16 protein-coding genes are annotated in these 17965 nt (G+C 37.0%); 9 read left to right on the top strand and 7 right to left on the bottom strand.

The window, feature by feature from the left end; translation table 11 throughout:
* Positions 1-92: 92 nt before the first annotated feature.
* The 4 genes from HNQ69_RS04800 (at position 93) to HNQ69_RS04785 (ending at position 4403) form a co-directional block, all read left to right on the top strand.
* Entirely contained in the window at positions 93-2660 is a 2568-nt protein-coding gene (locus HNQ69_RS04800) for an autotransporter outer membrane beta-barrel domain-containing protein (RefSeq protein WP_183228938.1), read from the top strand.
* Between the two features lie 170 nt (positions 2661-2830).
* Entirely contained in the window at positions 2831-3382 is a 552-nt protein-coding gene (locus HNQ69_RS04795) for a hypothetical protein (RefSeq protein ID WP_183228937.1), read from the top strand.
* 356 nt (positions 3383-3738) lie between these two features.
* The gene (locus HNQ69_RS04790) at positions 3739-3906 is read left to right on the top strand and encodes a hypothetical protein (RefSeq protein ID WP_183228936.1); all 168 of its coding nucleotides are present in this window, start codon (positions 3739-3741) and stop codon (positions 3904-3906) included.
* A gap of 56 nt (positions 3907-3962) precedes the next feature.
* Complete coding sequence (locus HNQ69_RS04785; RefSeq protein ID WP_183228935.1) at positions 3963-4403, top strand: hypothetical protein; 441 nt, start codon at positions 3963-3965, stop codon at positions 4401-4403.
* Between the two features lie 162 nt (positions 4404-4565).
* On the opposite strand, the gene HNQ69_RS07880 is transcribed toward HNQ69_RS04785, so the two are convergent.
* Positions 4566-5216 carry a hypothetical protein gene (locus HNQ69_RS07880; RefSeq protein ID WP_343056851.1) on the bottom strand — a complete coding sequence of 217 codons (651 nt, stop codon included), beginning with the start codon at positions 5214-5216 and terminating at the stop codon, positions 4566-4568.
* Between HNQ69_RS07880 and HNQ69_RS08240 the strand changes: the two genes are divergently transcribed.
* From HNQ69_RS08240 to HNQ69_RS04775, 3 genes are all read left to right on the top strand, one after another.
* Positions 5199-5894, top strand: a complete 696-nt coding sequence (locus tag HNQ69_RS08240) for an autotransporter domain-containing protein (RefSeq protein ID WP_343056850.1) — start codon at positions 5199-5201, stop codon at positions 5892-5894. The genes HNQ69_RS07880 and HNQ69_RS08240 overlap by 18 nt on opposite strands.
* Positions 5863-6162 (top strand): hypothetical protein, encoded by a 300-nt coding sequence (locus tag HNQ69_RS08235; protein WP_343056849.1) that lies wholly within the window; start codon positions 5863-5865, stop codon positions 6160-6162. Before HNQ69_RS08240 ends, HNQ69_RS08235 begins: the two co-directional genes overlap by 32 nt.
* Before the next feature lie 1253 nt (positions 6163-7415).
* Positions 7416-7832: a transcriptional regulator gene (locus HNQ69_RS04775; protein ID WP_246348511.1), complete on the top strand. Its 417-nt coding sequence runs from the start codon at positions 7416-7418 to the stop codon at positions 7830-7832.
* Positions 7833-8473: 641 nt separating this feature from the next.
* Here the strand turns inward: HNQ69_RS04775 and HNQ69_RS04770 are convergent.
* The 3 genes from HNQ69_RS04770 to HNQ69_RS04760 are packed head-to-tail and all read right to left on the bottom strand — an operon-like array spanning position 8474 to position 11245.
* Positions 8474-9445: a WD40 repeat domain-containing protein gene (locus tag HNQ69_RS04770; RefSeq protein ID WP_183228934.1), complete on the bottom strand. Its 972-nt coding sequence runs from the start codon at positions 9443-9445 to the stop codon at positions 8474-8476.
* A gap of 6 nt (positions 9446-9451) precedes the next feature.
* Positions 9452-10486: a CobW family GTP-binding protein gene (locus tag HNQ69_RS04765; protein WP_183228933.1), complete on the bottom strand. Its 1035-nt coding sequence runs from the start codon at positions 10484-10486 to the stop codon at positions 9452-9454.
* Positions 10487-10498: 12 nt separating this feature from the next.
* Positions 10499-11245 (bottom strand): creatininase family protein, encoded by a 747-nt coding sequence (locus HNQ69_RS04760; RefSeq protein WP_183228932.1) that lies wholly within the window; start codon positions 11243-11245, stop codon positions 10499-10501.
* Between the two features lie 1603 nt (positions 11246-12848).
* Here HNQ69_RS04760 and HNQ69_RS04755 point away from each other — a divergent pair.
* The gene (locus HNQ69_RS04755) at positions 12849-13187 is read left to right on the top strand and encodes a hypothetical protein (protein ID WP_183228931.1); all 339 of its coding nucleotides are present in this window, start codon (positions 12849-12851) and stop codon (positions 13185-13187) included.
* A gap of 1071 nt (positions 13188-14258) precedes the next feature.
* Here HNQ69_RS04755 and HNQ69_RS04750 read toward each other — a convergent pair.
* Positions 14259-15596: an NAD(P)H-dependent oxidoreductase gene (locus HNQ69_RS04750; protein WP_183228930.1), complete on the bottom strand. Its 1338-nt coding sequence runs from the start codon at positions 15594-15596 to the stop codon at positions 14259-14261.
* A 165-nt stretch (positions 15597-15761) separates the two neighbouring features.
* Here HNQ69_RS04750 and HNQ69_RS04745 point away from each other — a divergent pair, with 165 nt between their 5' ends.
* Positions 15762-16241, top strand: a complete 480-nt coding sequence (locus HNQ69_RS04745) for a MaoC family dehydratase (RefSeq protein WP_183228929.1) — start codon at positions 15762-15764, stop codon at positions 16239-16241.
* Between the two features lie 15 nt (positions 16242-16256).
* Here HNQ69_RS04745 and HNQ69_RS04740 read toward each other — a convergent pair whose 3' ends face one another.
* Together HNQ69_RS04740 and HNQ69_RS04735 are read right to left on the bottom strand one after the other, a co-directional pair.
* On the bottom strand, positions 16257-16916 hold the full coding sequence (locus HNQ69_RS04740; protein WP_183228928.1) for a methionine ABC transporter permease: 660 nt from the start codon (positions 16914-16916) through the stop codon (positions 16257-16259).
* Positions 16909-17943 carry a methionine ABC transporter ATP-binding protein gene (locus HNQ69_RS04735; RefSeq protein ID WP_183228927.1) on the bottom strand — a complete coding sequence of 345 codons (1035 nt, stop codon included), beginning with the start codon at positions 17941-17943 and terminating at the stop codon, positions 16909-16911. Before HNQ69_RS04735 ends, HNQ69_RS04740 begins: the two co-directional genes overlap by 8 nt.
* Positions 17944-17965: the final 22 nt, after the last annotated feature.

The raw sequence follows: 17965 nt of genomic DNA, 5'->3' as shown, positions 1-17965 counted from the left end.
TCAGATTATTTCAATGAAACATAATGGATTTATTTATAGATTTGCCTCTTCAGTTTTTAATGAGGATCAGAAAAGAAAGTTTAAAGTTAATTATGATTAAAGTATTAAAAAGTCATGTATGTTTATGCGTTCTTACAACGTCTGTTTTTTTTTTCATGCAAAATATAAATGCTAAGGCGCAAGATAAACCTTTTTGTGGTCCTCTTCTTAAGGTGTATTCATGTGATGATCTTAGTAGTGATGGTGTATTGTATCAAAATAATTTTGATATAGGTTCTCTTGATGCTATGATCATAAAAAAGTCTGAAGTTATTAGGGCAGAAAAAAAGACGAATTCACACACTGGGGAGATTTTGCAATTTAAAAACTCTGAAACGATTACCTCAGAGGTGTTTGCACCCAAAAAGACAATAACTGTTTTGGAGAATGTGTTTGTTATCACAGAAAATAAAGAAGCAAATAGCAGTGATGATAGTGTATCTCACACAGTTTTTGGGGTGCAGCAAGGTGGTTCTCTTTTTATTAAGAACAGTAACGTTAATGTTACCGATGTCCATGGGATAGCAGGTGAAAGTTTACCATGGACTTCCAGTCTTGACCAGACTCCACAGTTCGATTTACGCAAGTTAGATATGTCGAGGGTTGTTGCTGAAAACTTAAAGGTCAAGGTTAAAGGAACTAAATCCTATGGTCTCTATTTTCGGGGGAGTTCTTCACAAGATGAATATGAAGAAGGAGAATTAAGGGTTCAGTTAGGAGATCTGCAGTTTAAGAAGAGCATCTTAAATGTCCCAGACAGTGCAGCTGTTTATATTGATGATGCTAGAAGATATCTTATTCTTTCTTTATTAGATGGTTCCAGTATCTCTGGTGATCTTTTGTTAGAGGCTAAAAATCACTCATTTATAAGAGTTGAAGCTAATGCTTCTTCTCTTGTAGGGGGGGCACGCGTTGATAGCGGTTCTTATACTGAATTTGAATTATCTAATAATTCACGATGGACTTTGAGGCCAAGCAAAAAGAGTAATTTACGAGATGGGCAATTTGGAGATTCGTCTGTTTCATTTATAAAGCTCATTGGTAGTTCTATTTTTTTTACGACACCAACAGCTGGTACTTATCAAACACTTCATATCGGAACAGGATTAGCTACGGATTCTTTAGATTATGTTTACATTGCGGAAGCTGGTGCACGTCTTTATGTAAATACATATTTCACTGCAGATAATCAAAAAGAGAGGAACAAGACGGATCGGGTTTTGATTTATGGGAATGTTTCTGGAACAACGACAGTGCATGTACGAGGTGTCTCAGCAGTTTCAGGAGAAAAAAAGAACTATAGCGAAAATAATCAGAGTATTTCAATTATTCAGGTTTATGGAAAAGCAGAGGAAAGTTCCTTTAAATTGCCAGGTGGTTATGCAGTGCTGAAGGGCTCACCTTATAAATATATTCTTCATGCTTATGGTCCGAAAGAGGCAAAAAATGAGAACAGATTGATTAAAGGGAATGGGGATTTTTGGGATTTCCGTCTTGAACGTCAATATATCACGCGAAATTCCCCTACATTTTCTTCTAAGTTAAAAAAGAGTGTTTCTCTTCGCCGTAAACCTCGTTCTGTTGAAGCTAGCACTGGTTATAATTCCATAGTATTTGATTCTGATTCTTCAGTTTTTGATCCTGAGGTGGGCATTAGTGCAGTTGTTCCGCAAGTTCCGACCTATCTACTCTTACCAAATGCTTTGTTTCATGCTGGCTTGATGGATGTTAGCAATCAAAACAAGCAGCTGGAAAAACTGTGGGCTGGGTCTGAAGATCTTTTGAAAAACGGTGAAAAACCTGCCTTTTTTGTGCGTGGTTATGGCGGAAGTCACCGTTATGTCTCAGATTTATCCGCATTGGAATATGGCTATGGAGGCAATCTTGATTATAGTGCTGTAGAAGCGAGTGTTTTGCTAAAGGTGATTGAGGGTGCACGTCATTCTACATCCTTTGGAGTTATGGGAACTTATGGAAAACTTTCTCTACACCCCCAAGATGTTGAACAAAGCCAAAAGAGTACGTTTGATAAATGGTCGGTTACAGCCTATGGCAGCATGCGGCATGACGCGGGCTTTTATGTGGATGGTCTTTTTTCTTATGGTTTGTTTAAAGGTGATGTTCTCACTCTTGCAAGGGGCAAGACAGCAACATTAAAAAGCAATCCTCTGAATGCTTCATTGACTGTTGGTAAAGCGTTTATGACAGGACATGAAGGTCTTGTTTTTGATCCGCAAATTCAGGTTATTTATCAAAATTTACAATTTGATAAGGCATCTGATATCGATAGTTTTGATATTGAGATGGAAAAACCGGACCAGTGGGTGATGCGTGTTGGTGGACGTTTAACAAAAACACTTGCTGCCTCTGAAGAGGGGTGTGTTGTTTCTTTCAATGGCAAGTTTCATCTTACTCGTAGCTTTGGGGAAAAACAATTTGTGCATTTGGGAGATGCTTTCCAGTTAGGTGCTTTTGGTTCTTCTCTAGAATCTGGGTTGGGTTTTAATGCCCAATTGTCCTCAAATTTTGCATTTCATGTAGACATGACTTATCAGCAGCGGCTTGGCAAATCTGGTTTTTCGGGAGTGAGTGTTTCCGGAGGTCTACGATACCGCTTTTAGTTACAGATTTAAATTATTATTGTAGTTATTATTCACTTTTAAAAAGTAAGAGGGGTTTTATACAATAGAGCTATGATAAAAATATTTAAAAATTATTTGTTTTTATCTTCATGTGCAACGATTATTCTTTTTTATTAGAGATCGTAGATGTTAATGCAAATGAGGCTTCTGTGGTTTTGTCTAATTCAGAGGCTCAGTTTTACGAATGTGATGATGGTGAAAAACACAAAATCGAAAATAAAACCTATCATTTAACAAGTTCTCAGGGAGAAAATCTTGTTTTTTCTCCCATTTCTGACGTCTATGTAGGAAAGCAAGGCACAGTTGTTGATGCATATCAGATAAATGTTTTAGGCGATAATCCAGAAAGAATATCTGCATATGGTGCGTCTATGACAGATGGTGGAGAGCTTATTCTAACGAATTCACATTTTAAGGATATACCTGGTCTTCGTGCTCAGGATGCAGTTATTAGCATGACAGACGGGTCTATTCAGGGGAGTTTGCAAGCTGTTTATGCATTGGGGGGAAAAGCTGATATTGCTTTAGTTCGTATAAATGTTGAGATTGAGCCAGGCAATTTGAATACGAGAAGTATAGGTATTGTTAGTGGTTTTGGTGCATTTGTTAGGATATCAGGTAGCACATTTAATTTTAAGGAGAGCGGTTCGTTTTTAACACGGTTCAGGGGGGGAGGTATCTTCTCTATAACACTACAATAATGGACAAGGAAAAAAGGAAAGCTCTATAGTTGGTGATAGAGATGTAAGTTCATTACCCCAAGCTTTTGAGGTTTATCAAGGTGGAGATGTTCATTTGAGGGATGTGTCTCTTCAACTGACACCGATATGCATGGTTTCATAATTAAAAATTTTCAGGTTTTATAAATAGCAGAGGCCAGCTTATTCAACAGTATGGTTCATCAGATATCTTTAAGAAGACAGATATTAAGATTGAAAGGTCAAATATTTCTGTGCAGGGGAGGGGAACTTATGGACTTTATTTTGATCTGTTAGATTCCACTACAGTGGCCGAATATTACGGATAAAAAGATGTTTCAAAAGAGCCAAGAATCACTATGGGGATGGTATCTGTTCATTTGTTAGATACAACTTTTGGAGTTCCAGATGGTACGGCTATTTATGCTACTAGGTTTAATGGTCATGGGGTTAAGGTTACGCTTGAATTATCAAAAACAAAAATCTCCGGTGATTTATTGTTAGAAGCTGAAAAAACTCTTCTATAACTATTAAAGCTCATGATTCTTCACTCACAGGAGCTATTCGCGTGGGAGAGATGGCTGTGGCTGACTTACAGTTAATGTGTGGTTCGACATGGTCTTTCACCAAAAGCAAATATAAAGATTTGCATAAATCAGATTCTACAGCTTCATCACTTTCATCTATAAGTCTTTCTGATAGTACACTTGTTTTCAATCAGAATGCATCAAAGGGTTATCAAATACTGCGCATTGGGAGTGAACAATACGGGGGAGCATACTATGACAAAGCATACAGTGCAGAGGGGAATGTTCAGATTAAGCTTAGTGCATTTTTGAATAATGATGGTTTGTTTGATCCTCAAAAAACTGATCGTATTTTGATCTATGGTGATGTTTCTGGAACCTCTGTGATCCATATGCAGAATTTTTCAAAAATTTCGAAAAAAAACATAAGTGATGGAGGAAGCCAAAGCAATTTCAATTGTTCAAGTTTCTGGAACAGCACAAGAAGATTCTTTTAAATTAGCCAATACTTATACGACTGTAAATGGTTTTCCTTATCAATATTATCTTCGTGGTTATGGTCCAAGTTCCTCTTTTGGAGAAGCTGACCCGAAGAATAGATTAGTTGCAGGTGATGGAAGGTTTTGGAATTTTCGTCTTGAAGCTGTCTATGTTGGTTTTCAATCGGATTCTTCCGAGATTGTACCTGTCTCACTTACGCCTTCTCCATCTGTGCCATCTGCTCCAGGAGATCCTACACCTATAGACCCTGTTCCTACTCCATCTACATCTGCCTCACCTACACCTTCTCCATCTGTGCCATCTGCTCCAGGAGATCCTACACCTAGAGACCCTGTTCCCACTCCATCTACACCTGTCTCACCTACACCTTCTCCATTTGTGCCATCTTCTCCAGGAGATCCTACACCTATAGACCCTGTTCCTACTCCATCTACACCTGTCTCACCTACACCTTCTCCATTTGTGCCATCTTCTCCAGGAGATCCTACACCTATAGACCCTGTTTCCACTCCATCTACACCTGTTTCACCTACACCTTCTCCATCTGTGCCATCTACTCCAGGAGATCCTACACCTATAGACCCTGTTTCCACTCCATCTACACCTGTCTCACCTACACCTTCTCCATCTGTGCCATCTACTCCAGGAGATCCTACACCTATAGACCCTGTTCCCACTCCATCTACACCTGTCTCACCTACACCTTCTCTATCTGAGTCATCTGATCCGATAGATCCTTCGCCTATTCCCCCGTTCCGGTTAAGCTTGATATTTGTCCTGAGCCAGGAATTATGGCTGTTGTTCCGCAATTGCCAACTTATCTTCTGTTTCCAAATGCCTTATTCCATGCTGGCTTGATGGATCTTACTTCTCAAAATAAAAAATTGGAGACAATGCGAAGCACTTCTCATCGTTTTTTGAAAAGTGATGAAGATTCGGCATTTTTTGTTCGTGGTTATGGTGGAACCCATCATTATGCTTCGGATTTGTCTGCTTTTGAATATAGGTATGGAGCCGAACTCGATTATACTGCACTGGAAGCAGGTGTTGTGCTGAAGGAAATTGAGAGTTTATACAGCCGCAAATTCTTTGGAATTATGGGAACTTATGGAAACCTCTTTCCCCATCCTCTAGATGTTGACTACAGCAAAAAGAGTACATTTGATAAATGGTCTGTTGCTGCTTATGGAAGTCTACAGCATGATAGAGGTGTTTCTATGGATGGAGTGTTCTCTTGTGGTCTTTTTAGAGGAGATGTTTTCACTCTTTTCCGGGGTAAGACAGCAACGTTAAAGGGTAAACAGCTTAGTGCTTCCTTGACCAGCGGTAAAACCTTTATAATGAGACATAAGGGTGTTTTTTTGACCCACAGATTCAGCTTATTTACCAGAATCTTCAGTTTGATCGCGTGCATGATGTTGACAATCTTGATGTTGATCTGGGAAAATTTGATCAATGAGCTGTATGTGTTGGTGGCGTTTAACTAAGATTGTTTCTGCTTCTGAAAAGAGTCAGGTTATTTCCTTCTATGGTAGGTTTTATCTTTCGCATAGTTTTTACGATAGACAGTCTGTGTATTTTAAAAAAGATTTCCATGTAGGTGTTTTCGGCTTTTCCCTAGAAGGGGGCGTGGTTTTTAATGCGCAATTGTCTTTAAAATTTGCACTTCATGGAGATATAACTTATCAGCATCGGTTTACCAAAGCAGGGTTTTCAGGAGCGAGTTTTTCTGCTGGTTTGCGCCGCCTTTTTTGATAAGATATAATGTATACTTTTGTGCAAAAGGCAGTATAGTCTGCTGCCTTTTAATTTATTAAAATCTCTCTTACTTCATCTCAATGGTTCTTTATATATTGAGGAAAAAAATCACAATATATGATTTCTTTGATTTGTGATTGAAAGCGCTTAGTACGTGTCATTGTTTTTTTCTATTCTACAATGTATCTTTTAAAGGTTTTTGAGATTTATAATATAATATGGAATTGGCAATTCCATTTTGATTTTGAGAATCTTGAAGTATGAATGCTTGACACTCATATTAATATTCCAAAAGATTTTTCGTTGTTGATGGTTTTTCTGTCAATATGAGTGGGTCAAGAAGGTTTTTTTTAAGCCTTTTTTCTGTTATTTTTTACCTATCTTTTTACCAGTTTTGAGGTAGCTTGCAAGTTTGAGTTGTGATCTTATTATTATGTCTTGTTTTCATTTTTGCTTTATATGAAAATATAAAATCTATTAACTTACAAAAAGAGTTAATACTTCTATTTTTGTTTTATTTTCTTCTTTTTAAAATGTTTACTTAGATATTTTGTGAGAAATATTTGTATTGAAAGAAAGAGAGAATGCAGTTTAAGGTAAAATAATAACGAAAATATTTTTTAAATATTACTGTTTTTTTATAGTCGTTATTTTTTTGCCAATTATAGGCACCCATGCAAATTTTGAAAAAGGTAGATTTTAATTTCTCTTCTTTTGACCAGAGGAGCGTAAGAAGATGAGAAGGTGATGGTGTTGCAATGATCGGCATTCTAAATAATAGTGTTGGAAAAGAGAGAGTTTATAACCAGAAACTTTAAAAAAATAAGTGCTGGCTTTGTTGTTAGAACAATGTTTGATGTTTTCTCAAAAAGTTCTTTTACGCGTTTTTACTGGTTTATTTTCAAGCATGATAAATTTTTTTAATCTTTGCTAGAGCGATTTTAAGCAAAACAGTTTTAAGTGGCATATCTTTTCATATTGGAAATGAATATGTTGGTATTCTCGGTGATGATGGAAGACGATTTTTATCCGAGGTTTTAAGGATAAAGACCTTTTATTAAAATCTATAGCATGACACAGTTTTTTATAGGGATGGAGGCTACCTTATTGTCTGATTAGGGACCAGATGTTTTTACTCTTGCGGAGGCAAAACAGCAACGCTGTATTTTGTATTGAGGTGATTTTGGGGGGCACGTCCGGAAGTAGAACCAAAAACCGAACTGGCAAAACAGTTACGTGAAATAAGACGGATGCTTGGAAATGAAGAACGGGGCGTTTTTGCGCAACGCTTTAATTTACAACGAGGTACCCTTGGTAATTACGAAATCGAGGCATATGAGCCGCCATCCTTAGTAATTAACGCTTATTATACAGCCTATAATATTAATCCTCATTGGCACGTTAGGGGTGAAGGTGGGATGTTTACAGACATGACAAAGGCGAAAGCAGCAGGTTTTAAGGCTCCCACCATTTCTGCTGGATTGATGAAAAAGCTCGGTCGCGTAGCTTACACAATTTGTCGCGATGCAAATATAAAAATCCTCCATGAAAATATTGTGGAATTAGCGGTAGAGCTTTATCGAGAGTTGCAAGAGCTTGTTCAAAACATCAACGATATGGAGGAAGTCGCGCTTACTTTGCCTCTTCTAAAACTGTATTCAAAGTGAGACTGAAAGAGCATGCTCTAAAAACTAAACAAGATACGACTTAATACCCCTTTAAAATAAAAGATGAAGGTGCGTCTCTTTTTACATTAAAAAAACTTTGTTAACGCATTGTTTTTAAAAGATTATACCTTATAAAAATAGAAATGCACCATATGGTGTATATCTTTTTTGTTTTTTTGGTCATTTGGAGCTGTTTTTAAGGCTCTTTGAACTTTTAGTTTAATTTTTTTAAAGGTCTTTCAAAGGCGGTTTTTTGGGCTATCACAGACTTTTTAAAAATCTTCAAAGCCTTTTCTCATTTTTATCGCCAAATTCTGATTTTTAAAATTTTTCACTCTGTTTTGCAATTTTAGATGTTAAAATCTAATTTTATAAACAACGCATTTAATGGTAAAAAATAGTCATAAAAACGATGAATTACCACCTGTTCCTCCCTAATTCTACCTCTTTTTACTTAATACAAAACCTTCTGTCAAACTACAGACATGAAAAGGTAAACAGTTTAGATATTTCAAAAGTATTTTCTTGTGTGAAGCGTTCGTTTTTTTTAGAGAGGAAATAGGGGAGGGGTGATGTTAATCGTCTTTGAAGGAGTATGCAGCTGTTTTTATCTGAAATGGTTGCTATTGTTGGTGTTTTTCTTAAAGAGTAATATCAATAACACCACATTCACCATTTTCGCTGCCGAAGGCTAGGTTATGTCCGGTTTGATCCCAGTTTAGCGCTGAAATGGCGCTTTTTCCACAATCTTTTAGAAGGACTTCTTTTTCAGCGCGAAAATGTGCACATAAAATCATTCCATCATTGAAGCCTATTGCTATAATTTCTTCGCTTGGATGGCATGCAACGGTGCTGACAAACGCATTTGCTCGTGTGCCGAGTTCCAATGGTGTTTTACCCATGGGACCATCTTTTGTATGAAAGGGCCAAATGATTGCTGCTGATGCGCCTGATGTTGCTAGCCATTTTCCTTTTGCGCTCCAAGACCAGCTTTTAACTTTGTTCGGATAGCCACTCATGCATAAATGTTGATTATCAGTAAGACGCCAGCCATGGAGGGCATTCTCTTGCATAGTGGAAATGACAAAGCGGTTGTCTGGTGAGAAGGTGACACCAAAATGTGCTCCTTTCCATTTCAGTGTGGTTGGAGCTGTCTGTGTTGATAACCAATGAAGGGTAACACCATTGTAATGGGCAACGGCTAGTCGTAAACCCTTTGGAGCGAAAGCAAGGCCTTCCACACTGCGTTCATGAATAAGCTCTTGAAGTCCTTTTCCGACATTTGCCAATGTTAAACGTGAAGAGGCAAAAGCAAAAACTTTCTCTGGTCCGAAAGCAACGCTACTTATCCATTTGCGTTTTTGTTGTTCTAGCACTTGTGTAAGACCATTTGCTGTTGTTTGACAGGCTTTTCCATCTTCTCCCCCAGTGATGATTGCGCTGTTATCATGAGAAAAGTGGCTTGAAATTATTCCTTGGTGAACTTCAATGGTTTTGGGGATTGGATTTAAAAAAACAATAAAACCTTCTACAGAAACGAAGGTTGGTTTATTGTCCATAAAACCGCAGGAAAGACAGTAGCTTTGGAGATCATACTTGGTAATGCTTGGCATTATCACTCACTTATGCGCGCAGTTTTCAAAACCAGTTTTAAGCTTTTCAGCATCAAGGTTGCGGCCAATAAAAACAATTCGGCTTTCACGCTCTTCATCTTCACGCCATGGACGTTGATGCTGTCCCTCAAGAATCATGTGTATACCTTGAATGACATATCTATCATTGTCTCCTTGAAATGCAATAATCCCCTTTAAACGCAAAATATCAGGACCTTGTTGCTGCGTAATTTGTTGGATCCATGGAAAAAACTTTTCTGGTTGAAGAGCTCCTGTTTTTAAACTTACAGAAGTGACTGTAATGTCATGAATGGGGGATGCGTGGTGATGTTGATGATCATGATTGCAATCGGGACCACATACATGGTCTGAATGGTGGTGATCAAGAAAATGGGGTGTATTATCTAAAACACGTTGGAGATCAAAGGAACCAAGATCAAGGAGTTTATCAAGAGAGATATTGGTGCGCTCTGTTGCATAAAGTACGGCTCGGGGATTAATCGCAAGAATAAGCGATTGCGCATGAGCACGTTCTTGTGCATTGACAAGGTCAATCTTATTTAAAAGAATGATATCAGAGAAGGCAATTTGATCTTCAACTTCACGGCTCTTTTTAAGTTGAGAGGATAAATGTTTTGCATCAACAACTGCGATAACACTGTCAAGAGCGGTTTTTTGATGTACAGTATCATCCATGAAAAAAGTTTGTGCAACGGGAATAGGATCAGCAAGTCCTGTTGTTTCGATAATGATGGCATCAAATCGGTGAGAACGTTGCATCAGGCTTTCCAGAATGCGAATAAGGTCACCACGTACAGTGCAGCAAACACAACCATTATTCATTTCATAAATTTCTTCGTCCGATTCAACGATAAGGTCATTATCTATGCCAATTTCACCAAATTCATTGACAATAACTGCATAACGTTTGCCATGATTCTCGCTGAGAATGCGATTGAGAAGAGTGGTTTTTCCTGAGCCAAGATAGCCCGTAAGAACGGTAACGGGAAGTTTATGGGGCGTATTTTGTGTCTTTTCCATGGAGGGTGCCTTTTATCGTAATGTGTCTATTTCAAATCGATTGATATCATAAAGTAAATCACGAAGCCCACAAAGAACATGAGAAAAAATTGCTTCTCCTGCTTTTGATGTTGCTTTGCTTGCATTGCCTGCTGCTCCCTGTGTATTGAGATCACGCATTTTCCATCCAAAAGCATGGGGACCATAAGCGCGTAAATACCGATAATTGGCAATCATATCAGCTTGCTTATTATGAAAATTTTCTGCCTTTTCCATATGCACTTTTTCTGGTGCTAAATAAAGCATTAAGGAGGTTTCGATAAATCCTCCATGGATATCAAGATGTTGTTGAGATGGCTCCATTAAACTTTGCGGTAGGCCAAAACGGCTCCAGCTTGTCGCAACCGCAAGCATTGAAAGTCGCTGTCGTAATTCTGTAATAACGATGCTCATTAAAGGTGAATTGCCTCCGTGAGCGTTGAGAAGAAGAAAACGCTTAATACCTTTACGATAGCAGCTCTCACCGATATTTATCCATCGTTTAATAGCGTCAGAAAAGGTGAGTGTTTTTGTACCAAGAACATCCATGTGTTCACCAGAATAGCCAATCTTTTCTACCGGTAAAAGTGCGATAGGGAATTGCTCTTTTGTTTTTAAAACAAGTGCTTTTGCAAAAGCTTCAGCGATAATCCAGTCGGTTTCAAAGGGAAGGTGCTTTCCGTGATATTCATGTGCACCCAAGGGTAAAAGAGCGAGAAAAGGCGTGTCGTCGGATGCCATAAATTTATTGTCCAAAAGAGAAGCTAATAGAGACAAAGTGATCAAAAGTGGTTTTCTACAATCTAATCTATCTATGAGAAAAACGCAAATAGGAGAGATTTCATACCAAGATATGTGTAATGGAAGTAAGAGATTTGTTAAAAAATGATAGAAATCTCATTGAGAAAAAGTACCTCAATTTTTGATACAAAATGAGTCTCTCAACATTCGAAGAGGCGGTATATTTTATAAGATTCTTTAATGAGTGCCTCTATTTTTGATAAGTGAGCATTTAGGGATATCAAATACTCCACATCATGAGATGAAAAATATATTTTTCATCCGTCTATTGAAAACTCAGGTTTAGATAAAACTGTGAACATTCCTCTTTCTGCTATGGAGGGAGGATAACTAAAGTATTTCTGCATAGGTTCTAGCGATCATAGAGTTTGATTTCAGTCCAAATTTTTGCACTCTTAATTTAAGACGACGGGATAAATGGGACAAAAGGATAGGAATGTTCGTTGACAAATTTTACTTTTGAAAGTGTATTAATGGATTTTAGTTTTCATAAAGCAAAATGCATATGTATATGTAGAACTAACACCGGATAAAGCTGCGTAATTGAGGAGTGCTTAATGAGCTTATAACGCGATGAAGAGAAAACACAGCTGAGTACATGATACAATGTAAGATGGGTGATAAGAGTATAGATCCTTTCCGTTATTGTATGGTCCGGTTATTCGGATGATAATGATAAGTTGATAGATTGATTGTGCAAAGAATGATACGCTTTATTTAAGAGTGAGGGAGATTTTTCATTTTAGCGAGTGTTTACACTTATCAAAACTGGTGAAAATATGAAGAAAGCCATGAAGAAATGCAAGCAGAGTGTCCTGCCTTTTTAGTATAATAATTTTTCTTACGTTATCATCAGAAACATACTCTTTTTAATAACAAATTGGCGCCATAATTTTATTTTCTAACTTCTAATATTTGTCGACAGCTCTTGCATTGAGATGGTTTATAAGAGACATTTTTAGTCTTTTCTAAAACGATTTTATCTACACACCAACCCCGTTTGTTATGTACAGAGGAATGGTTTGATTATAACTCATAATGAAGTAATTAGAAATGAGAGAAACTTACAATATTCAAGACGCTTACTTCAACAGACAAAAATATAAATTATCTTTATAATCAAAGTATTTCAAAATATTATTGTATTTATGAAAGAGTCAAATATTGTGTTTTTAAAAATTTTTAATGATGTCTTGTTTTTTTCTATGTTTAAAATGAATCCTCTTAAATTTCTGAGCGATGATGCTATCGTATAGATGTAAGCAAAAATTTATTTTGATCAATATTTTGAATATTTTATGCTGCATTATGGTTGGTGATTATTGAAGATAATACATGATGTTATTTTATTAATTTTATAAAAAATATAATTTTTATATTATCTATGATAAATTATTTTATTTTTTTAAATTTAAATTATATTTTTTTGTGTCTTTACATATGACACATAATGTATTATATTGCTTAAATATAATTTTTTGTTTTTATAAATGTGAATATACTTTGAATTTTTCAGTAAAGAAAAAGAGGTGCAAAGAAAGCTATGTTTAAAATATTTAAAAATCGTGTATTTTTATTTGTTTTTAAATTATTTATTATCTTTTTTTTACAAACTGTAGAAAGTCAGTCGAGTGTTGTAAATGTTCAATTTCAAGAGAAGGGGATTGTTGAAACATTTGAAAAAAATACAATTATGGCGCCAACGGATATGGCTGTTATCCGTGATACTGACGTGCAAGATGGATTTGCTTTTGGAAAAACTGAACAAATATCTTTATTTTCAGCATTTTGGTCCGGTTTCGGTATTGTCGCATTGTTGGCTTCTTTAAGTACAGGGAATATACCTGGTGCTGTATTGTCTATTATAGCATTATTGTTTTAAGCTCATAGAAGTTTCACCTGTTTTATAGGTGCGTTTTTTGATATTTTTGAAAAATTAATAGTTGGAGTGGTTTATGTTGCATTGTGGTGGGCAATTATTGAAGACACTATAGGATGTTATTTTAGTGTTTTTATAAACAAATATGGGTTTTATATTTTTTATAATAAATTATTTTATATTTTATAATTTTTAGTTTTTATAACTGTAAATATACTTTGAATTTTTCAGTAAAGAAAAAGAGGTGCAAAGAAAGCTATGTTTAAAATATTTAAAAATCGTGTGTTTTTATTTTTTTAAATTATTTATTTTTTTATAAAATGGAGAAAATGATATGCGTTTTGTAAACGTTCAAATTCGAGAGAGAGGCGATTGAAAAACAGTTATAGGGACACTCGATATAGCTATTATCTGTGATGCCGGGGGGAAAGATGAATTAAATTTTGGAAAAACTAAATAAATGTCTTTATTTACAATAATCTACGGCAGTATCGGGATTATCTCATTGTTTTCTTCTTTGAGTACGGGGAATATACCTGGCACTCTATTGTCTACTATGGCATTATTGTTTTTAAGCTCATAGAAGATTTGCTTGTTTTATCGGTGCATTTTTTGATATTTTTGCAAGGTCAATATTGGGAATGGTTTATGCTACATTGGGGTGGGCGATTATTGAAGACGCTATGGGATGTTCTTTCGATAAACATTAATGAAAGCTCAAAATCCTTTAATTGATAAATTTCCTTTTCAAAGTGGGAGAGCTTGAGTTCTTTTTTATAGTCTATGGTTATTTTGGAATAACAAGTCATTATTATCGTTATATTTACCAGCTTCCAATGTTGCTCCTCTTTTTGCATTGAGATGGTTTTATAAGAGATCTATTTTCTTCTTTTAAAACGTTTTTCCTACACGCTAATCCCATTTGTGAAGTGCGAATGAATGGTTTTTATTGATTCATCTAAGAGGAAATAAAATAAGCAAATCTCACTGTATTGGGAGCTCTCATATAAGTTGTAAAATGATGGATGATCTTTATAAATCAATACTTTGACTTAAAAAACAATAAGATCATGTTCATGCATTAGCAGGAGGAAGAGAGCAATTAAGCAAGAGGTCTTGTTTGGTGCGAAGACGTGCAATCCACTGATCTTCACGAATAGCAGTATTATGCATTGTAATCAGTTCATTCTTTTTAATTTTAGCTGTCACTGTTGCTTTTTCCAAAAGACCACAAGGAATGGCTTGGTGCGTGCGTGCTTCTGTACTGCTCATTATCCAAGCACGATAGCTATAAAGACCAATGAAATCTAACTGATCTCCAGGATGTAAATCTTTCTTAGCAACAGCACAGACTTCCGCAACGGGTTGGTTAAGAGGGGCCATATCTTTTTTGCCATAAAGCATAACCCGTGCACAAGTGAGTGGAACTTCCATGGCAGTTAAATGATAAGGGCGATGAAAGGTGAAATAAGGTCCTTGGCCAATTTTTAAATCTTCCATCCGTTCGCGTAGACGTGGGTGGGCTATTTCTGCAATGACAAAAACACCTGGGGAAACACCTTGACCTGTTGAGTAATCCACAACACCACATTGCTTTAAAATACCACCGTCCTTTTGGGGGATAAATACTTTGCTTAAATCCTGAAGTGCTGCTTGTGGCCCATGCATTCCTGGACGATCAGGGAGAAGCCCGGTTGCATTGGCAATTGCTGCCATTTCAACCATCGTTTTTGAACCGTCAATAAATTCCACTAACATGCGAACATTCATGTTACGTCGGCATGCTTCTTCTTCGTAAGCATCAGGCGTGGCATCAAAGAAAAGTGGATTGTTTTTTCCTTTACCAGCAGCAACAATCTTGTGCCCAAGAGCTGAAACAAATTCAATGAGCTCCATGCAAGAAGTTGGTTCATCACCGGCACCAAGTGTATAAACTAGACCACGTTTTTCTGCTTCATGTTTCAGATAGGTGCCAATTGTAACATCTGCCTCAACATTCATCATGACAAGATGTTTGTTGTTTTCAAGTGTTTTAAAACCAATTTCTGCTCCAGCTTCAGGATAGCCTGTTGCATCAACAATAATGTCAATTTGTTCATGACGTAAAACAAGGTCAATATCGTCTGTGGCTGCAATCAAACCTTTTTCAATTGTTTGGGTTAGGGCATGAGTATTTTCAACTTCACGTACATGTCCATCTTCACCATAAGCTAATAGAGCAGCATCAAAAATACGTGACGGTGTTCGGGTAGCAATGGCTGAGATTGTTATACCATCCATATGCGCAACACTGGAGAGCAAATCTGTCCCCATTTCACCGCAGCCAATCAATCCAATCCGGATGGGGGGATGGTTTTCTGCGTGCTGCTTTAAATCACGCGCTAAACCTGTTAGGCTCACATTACTTGCCATTATTTTTTCCCATTTGAAAATTACTTTACTAAAAGCTGCTTTCTTATTCATAAAGTGCATTTGCTTTTAAGAGAGTTAATCTTTTATTCTTGATGCTCTAATCAATGGGTTTTATAAAAGCAAGAGGGATCGAGTACTTTTATCAAATAAAACAGGAATAGCGTTATGCGGCAAAAAATAGCAGTACAAGATGTAACCAATTTTATTGGGAAAGAAATAGGATTATCTCAATGGCGTCTTGTTACCCAGGATATGATTAATCAATTTGCAGGCGCAACAGATGATCATCAGTGGATACATGTCGATGAGGAAAGGGCTAAAAAAACCCCTTTTGGTGGTACTATTGCTCATGGTTTTTTAACATTATCGCTTTTGTCTACGCTAGCCTATGAGGCACTTCCAGAGTTAGAAGGTGCAACAATGGGGATTAATTATGGTTTTGATAAAATACGCTTTATGAGCCCCGTAAAAACAGGTGCACGAGTGCGTGCTCGTTTTGTTTTAAGTGATGCTGAGGTTCGTCTTTCTGGTCGGGTTGTGTTCCATTATGGTGTCACGGTGGAAATTGAACAGTTTAAAAAGCCAGCTCTCACTGCTCAGTGGCTTATTGTTGCTATGGTTGGCGAGAAATACACAAATTTCTAAATTTTCTAAATTGCTTTAACGCTTTGTTTTATCAAGTTTTTGCACAATTTTATCAGAAGACCATTGGGTTATAACATTAAGAATGATCAAAAGAATGATAACACTTGTCATGATAGAGGTGTTATAACGCTGATAGCCATAGCGGATTGCCATGTCGCCTAACCCCCCCCCGCCGAGATATCCAGCAAGCGAAGTGGTTCCCATAAGAGAAATAACCATGACTGTAAAACCGGTCATCAGGCTAGGGAGCGCTTCAGGGATCAGAACATGCATGATAATTTGAAGACGATTTGCTCCCATGGAACGAATAGCTTCAATGAGGCCGTTCTCAACTGTTTTAAAAGAGAGTTCTGCCATTCGTGCATAAAAAGGAATAGCTGAAATGGTGAGTACGAAGATCACAGAAGGCATTCCCACCCCCCTTCCGACAACCATACGCGTAATAGGAAGAAGATAAAACGCAAGAATAATAAAGGGAATGGCACGGAGACTATCAATAATAATGCTCAAAAGGCGATTGATAAGACATGAGGCAAAGATCCCTCCACGTGTAGTTGTGTAGAGCAGAAGACCAAGAGGAAGCCCTATAATAAGAGCCATCAAAGAAGCACTTATCGTCATCAATATTGTATCAAAAACGGCGTTGGGAAGTTCATGAGAGAGAATATTAAACATACCCTAAAACCTCGCAATATCGCCCTTTTTCCTTTAACCATCGAACGGCTTTTTCTAAAACTTCTTTATCTTGATTTGGGAGACCTAAAAATAGCCGCCCGATGGTTTCACCTTGCACTGTATCAATGCCCCCATGGAGAATACGTGCTCTTAAACCAATTTCATCTTCTAAAAGATTGAGAAAAGGTTGTTGGGCAATTTCACCTGCAATATTGATTTCAATAACAGCTTCTTTACCTGTGGGCTGAAGATTTTTTGCAAATTTCTCAGGAAGTTGTGGAGTGACAAGCTTGAGCATGGCGATGGTTGTATCATTTTGTGGTGAAGTGAAGATATCTTTTACAAATCCTTCTTCGACAATGCGCCCTTTATTGAGGACAACAACGCGATGCGCAATGGTACGCACAACTTCCATTTCATGGGTAATAAGCACAATCGTGAGATTGAGGCGGTGATTAATATCGGCGAGAAGTTCTAGAATAGATTGTGTTGTTTCAGGATCAAGGGCAGAGGTTGCTTCATCTGATAACAATATTTTCGGATTAGCTGCTAGAGAACGTGCAATACCAACACGTTGTTTTTGCCCTCCTGACAGTTCTGCTGGATAACAGTATTCTTTACCACATAATCCGACTAATTCAATGAGTTCAAGGGCACGTTTGTGGCGTTGTGTTTTATTTATACCAATTAATTTAAGTGGTAATGCAATGTTCTCAAGAATATTTTTTGATGATAAAAGGTTAAAATGTTGAAAGATCATGCCAATACGTTGACGATAAGGTGCCCATTCTGTCTCTGATAAATTGGAAATATCCACGCCTTCAAAAAAAATGGACCCTGCATCAATTTGTTCTAATCCATTTAAACAGCGAATAAGTGTTGATTTTCCTGCTCCACTGCGTCCGATAATGCCAAGAATTTCACCTGCATAGATATTGAGAGATAAATTATCAACTGCGGGAATATCAGCCGTTTTGTTAAAGCAACGGCTGATGTTTTTTAAAGAGATAAGAGCGGGTTTTTCCATTCACAATTACCAAAATTTGGGG

The sequence above is a fragment of the Bartonella callosciuri genome (assembly GCF_014203215.1).
Taxonomy (GTDB): domain Bacteria; phylum Pseudomonadota; class Alphaproteobacteria; order Rhizobiales; family Rhizobiaceae; genus Bartonella; species Bartonella callosciuri.
This window is presented reverse-complemented; position numbering and strand designations above follow the sequence as displayed.

Coding starts and splice junctions, on each gene's coding strand:
- HNQ69_RS04800 (WP_183228938.1), top strand. CDS start 93: ATGATTAAAGTATTAAAAAGTCATGTATGTTTATGCGTTCTTACAACG.
- HNQ69_RS04790 (WP_183228936.1), top strand. CDS start 3,739: ATGGGGATGGTATCTGTTCATTTGTTAGATACAACTTTTGGAGTTCCA.
- HNQ69_RS08240 (WP_343056850.1), top strand. CDS start 5,199: ATGGCTGTTGTTCCGCAATTGCCAACTTATCTTCTGTTTCCAAATGCC.
- HNQ69_RS08235 (WP_343056849.1), top strand. CDS start 5,863: ATGAGCTGTATGTGTTGGTGGCGTTTAACTAAGATTGTTTCTGCTTCT.
- HNQ69_RS04775 (WP_246348511.1), top strand. CDS start 7,416: ATGCTTGGAAATGAAGAACGGGGCGTTTTTGCGCAACGCTTTAATTTA.
- HNQ69_RS04770 (WP_183228934.1), bottom strand. CDS start 9,445: ATGCCAAGCATTACCAAGTATGATCTCCAAAGCTACTGTCTTTCCTGC.
- HNQ69_RS04765 (WP_183228933.1), bottom strand. CDS start 10,486: ATGGAAAAGACACAAAATACGCCCCATAAACTTCCCGTTACCGTTCTT.
- HNQ69_RS04760 (WP_183228932.1), bottom strand. CDS start 11,245: ATGGCATCCGACGACACGCCTTTTCTCGCTCTTTTACCCTTGGGTGCA.
- HNQ69_RS04755 (WP_183228931.1), top strand. CDS start 12,849: ATGTTTAAAATATTTAAAAATCGTGTATTTTTATTTGTTTTTAAATTA.
- HNQ69_RS04750 (WP_183228930.1), bottom strand. CDS start 15,596: ATGGCAAGTAATGTGAGCCTAACAGGTTTAGCGCGTGATTTAAAGCAG.
- HNQ69_RS04745 (WP_183228929.1), top strand. CDS start 15,762: ATGCGGCAAAAAATAGCAGTACAAGATGTAACCAATTTTATTGGGAAA.
- HNQ69_RS04740 (WP_183228928.1), bottom strand. CDS start 16,916: ATGTTTAATATTCTCTCTCATGAACTTCCCAACGCCGTTTTTGATACA.
- HNQ69_RS04735 (WP_183228927.1), bottom strand. CDS start 17,943: ATGGAAAAACCCGCTCTTATCTCTTTAAAAAACATCAGCCGTTGCTTT.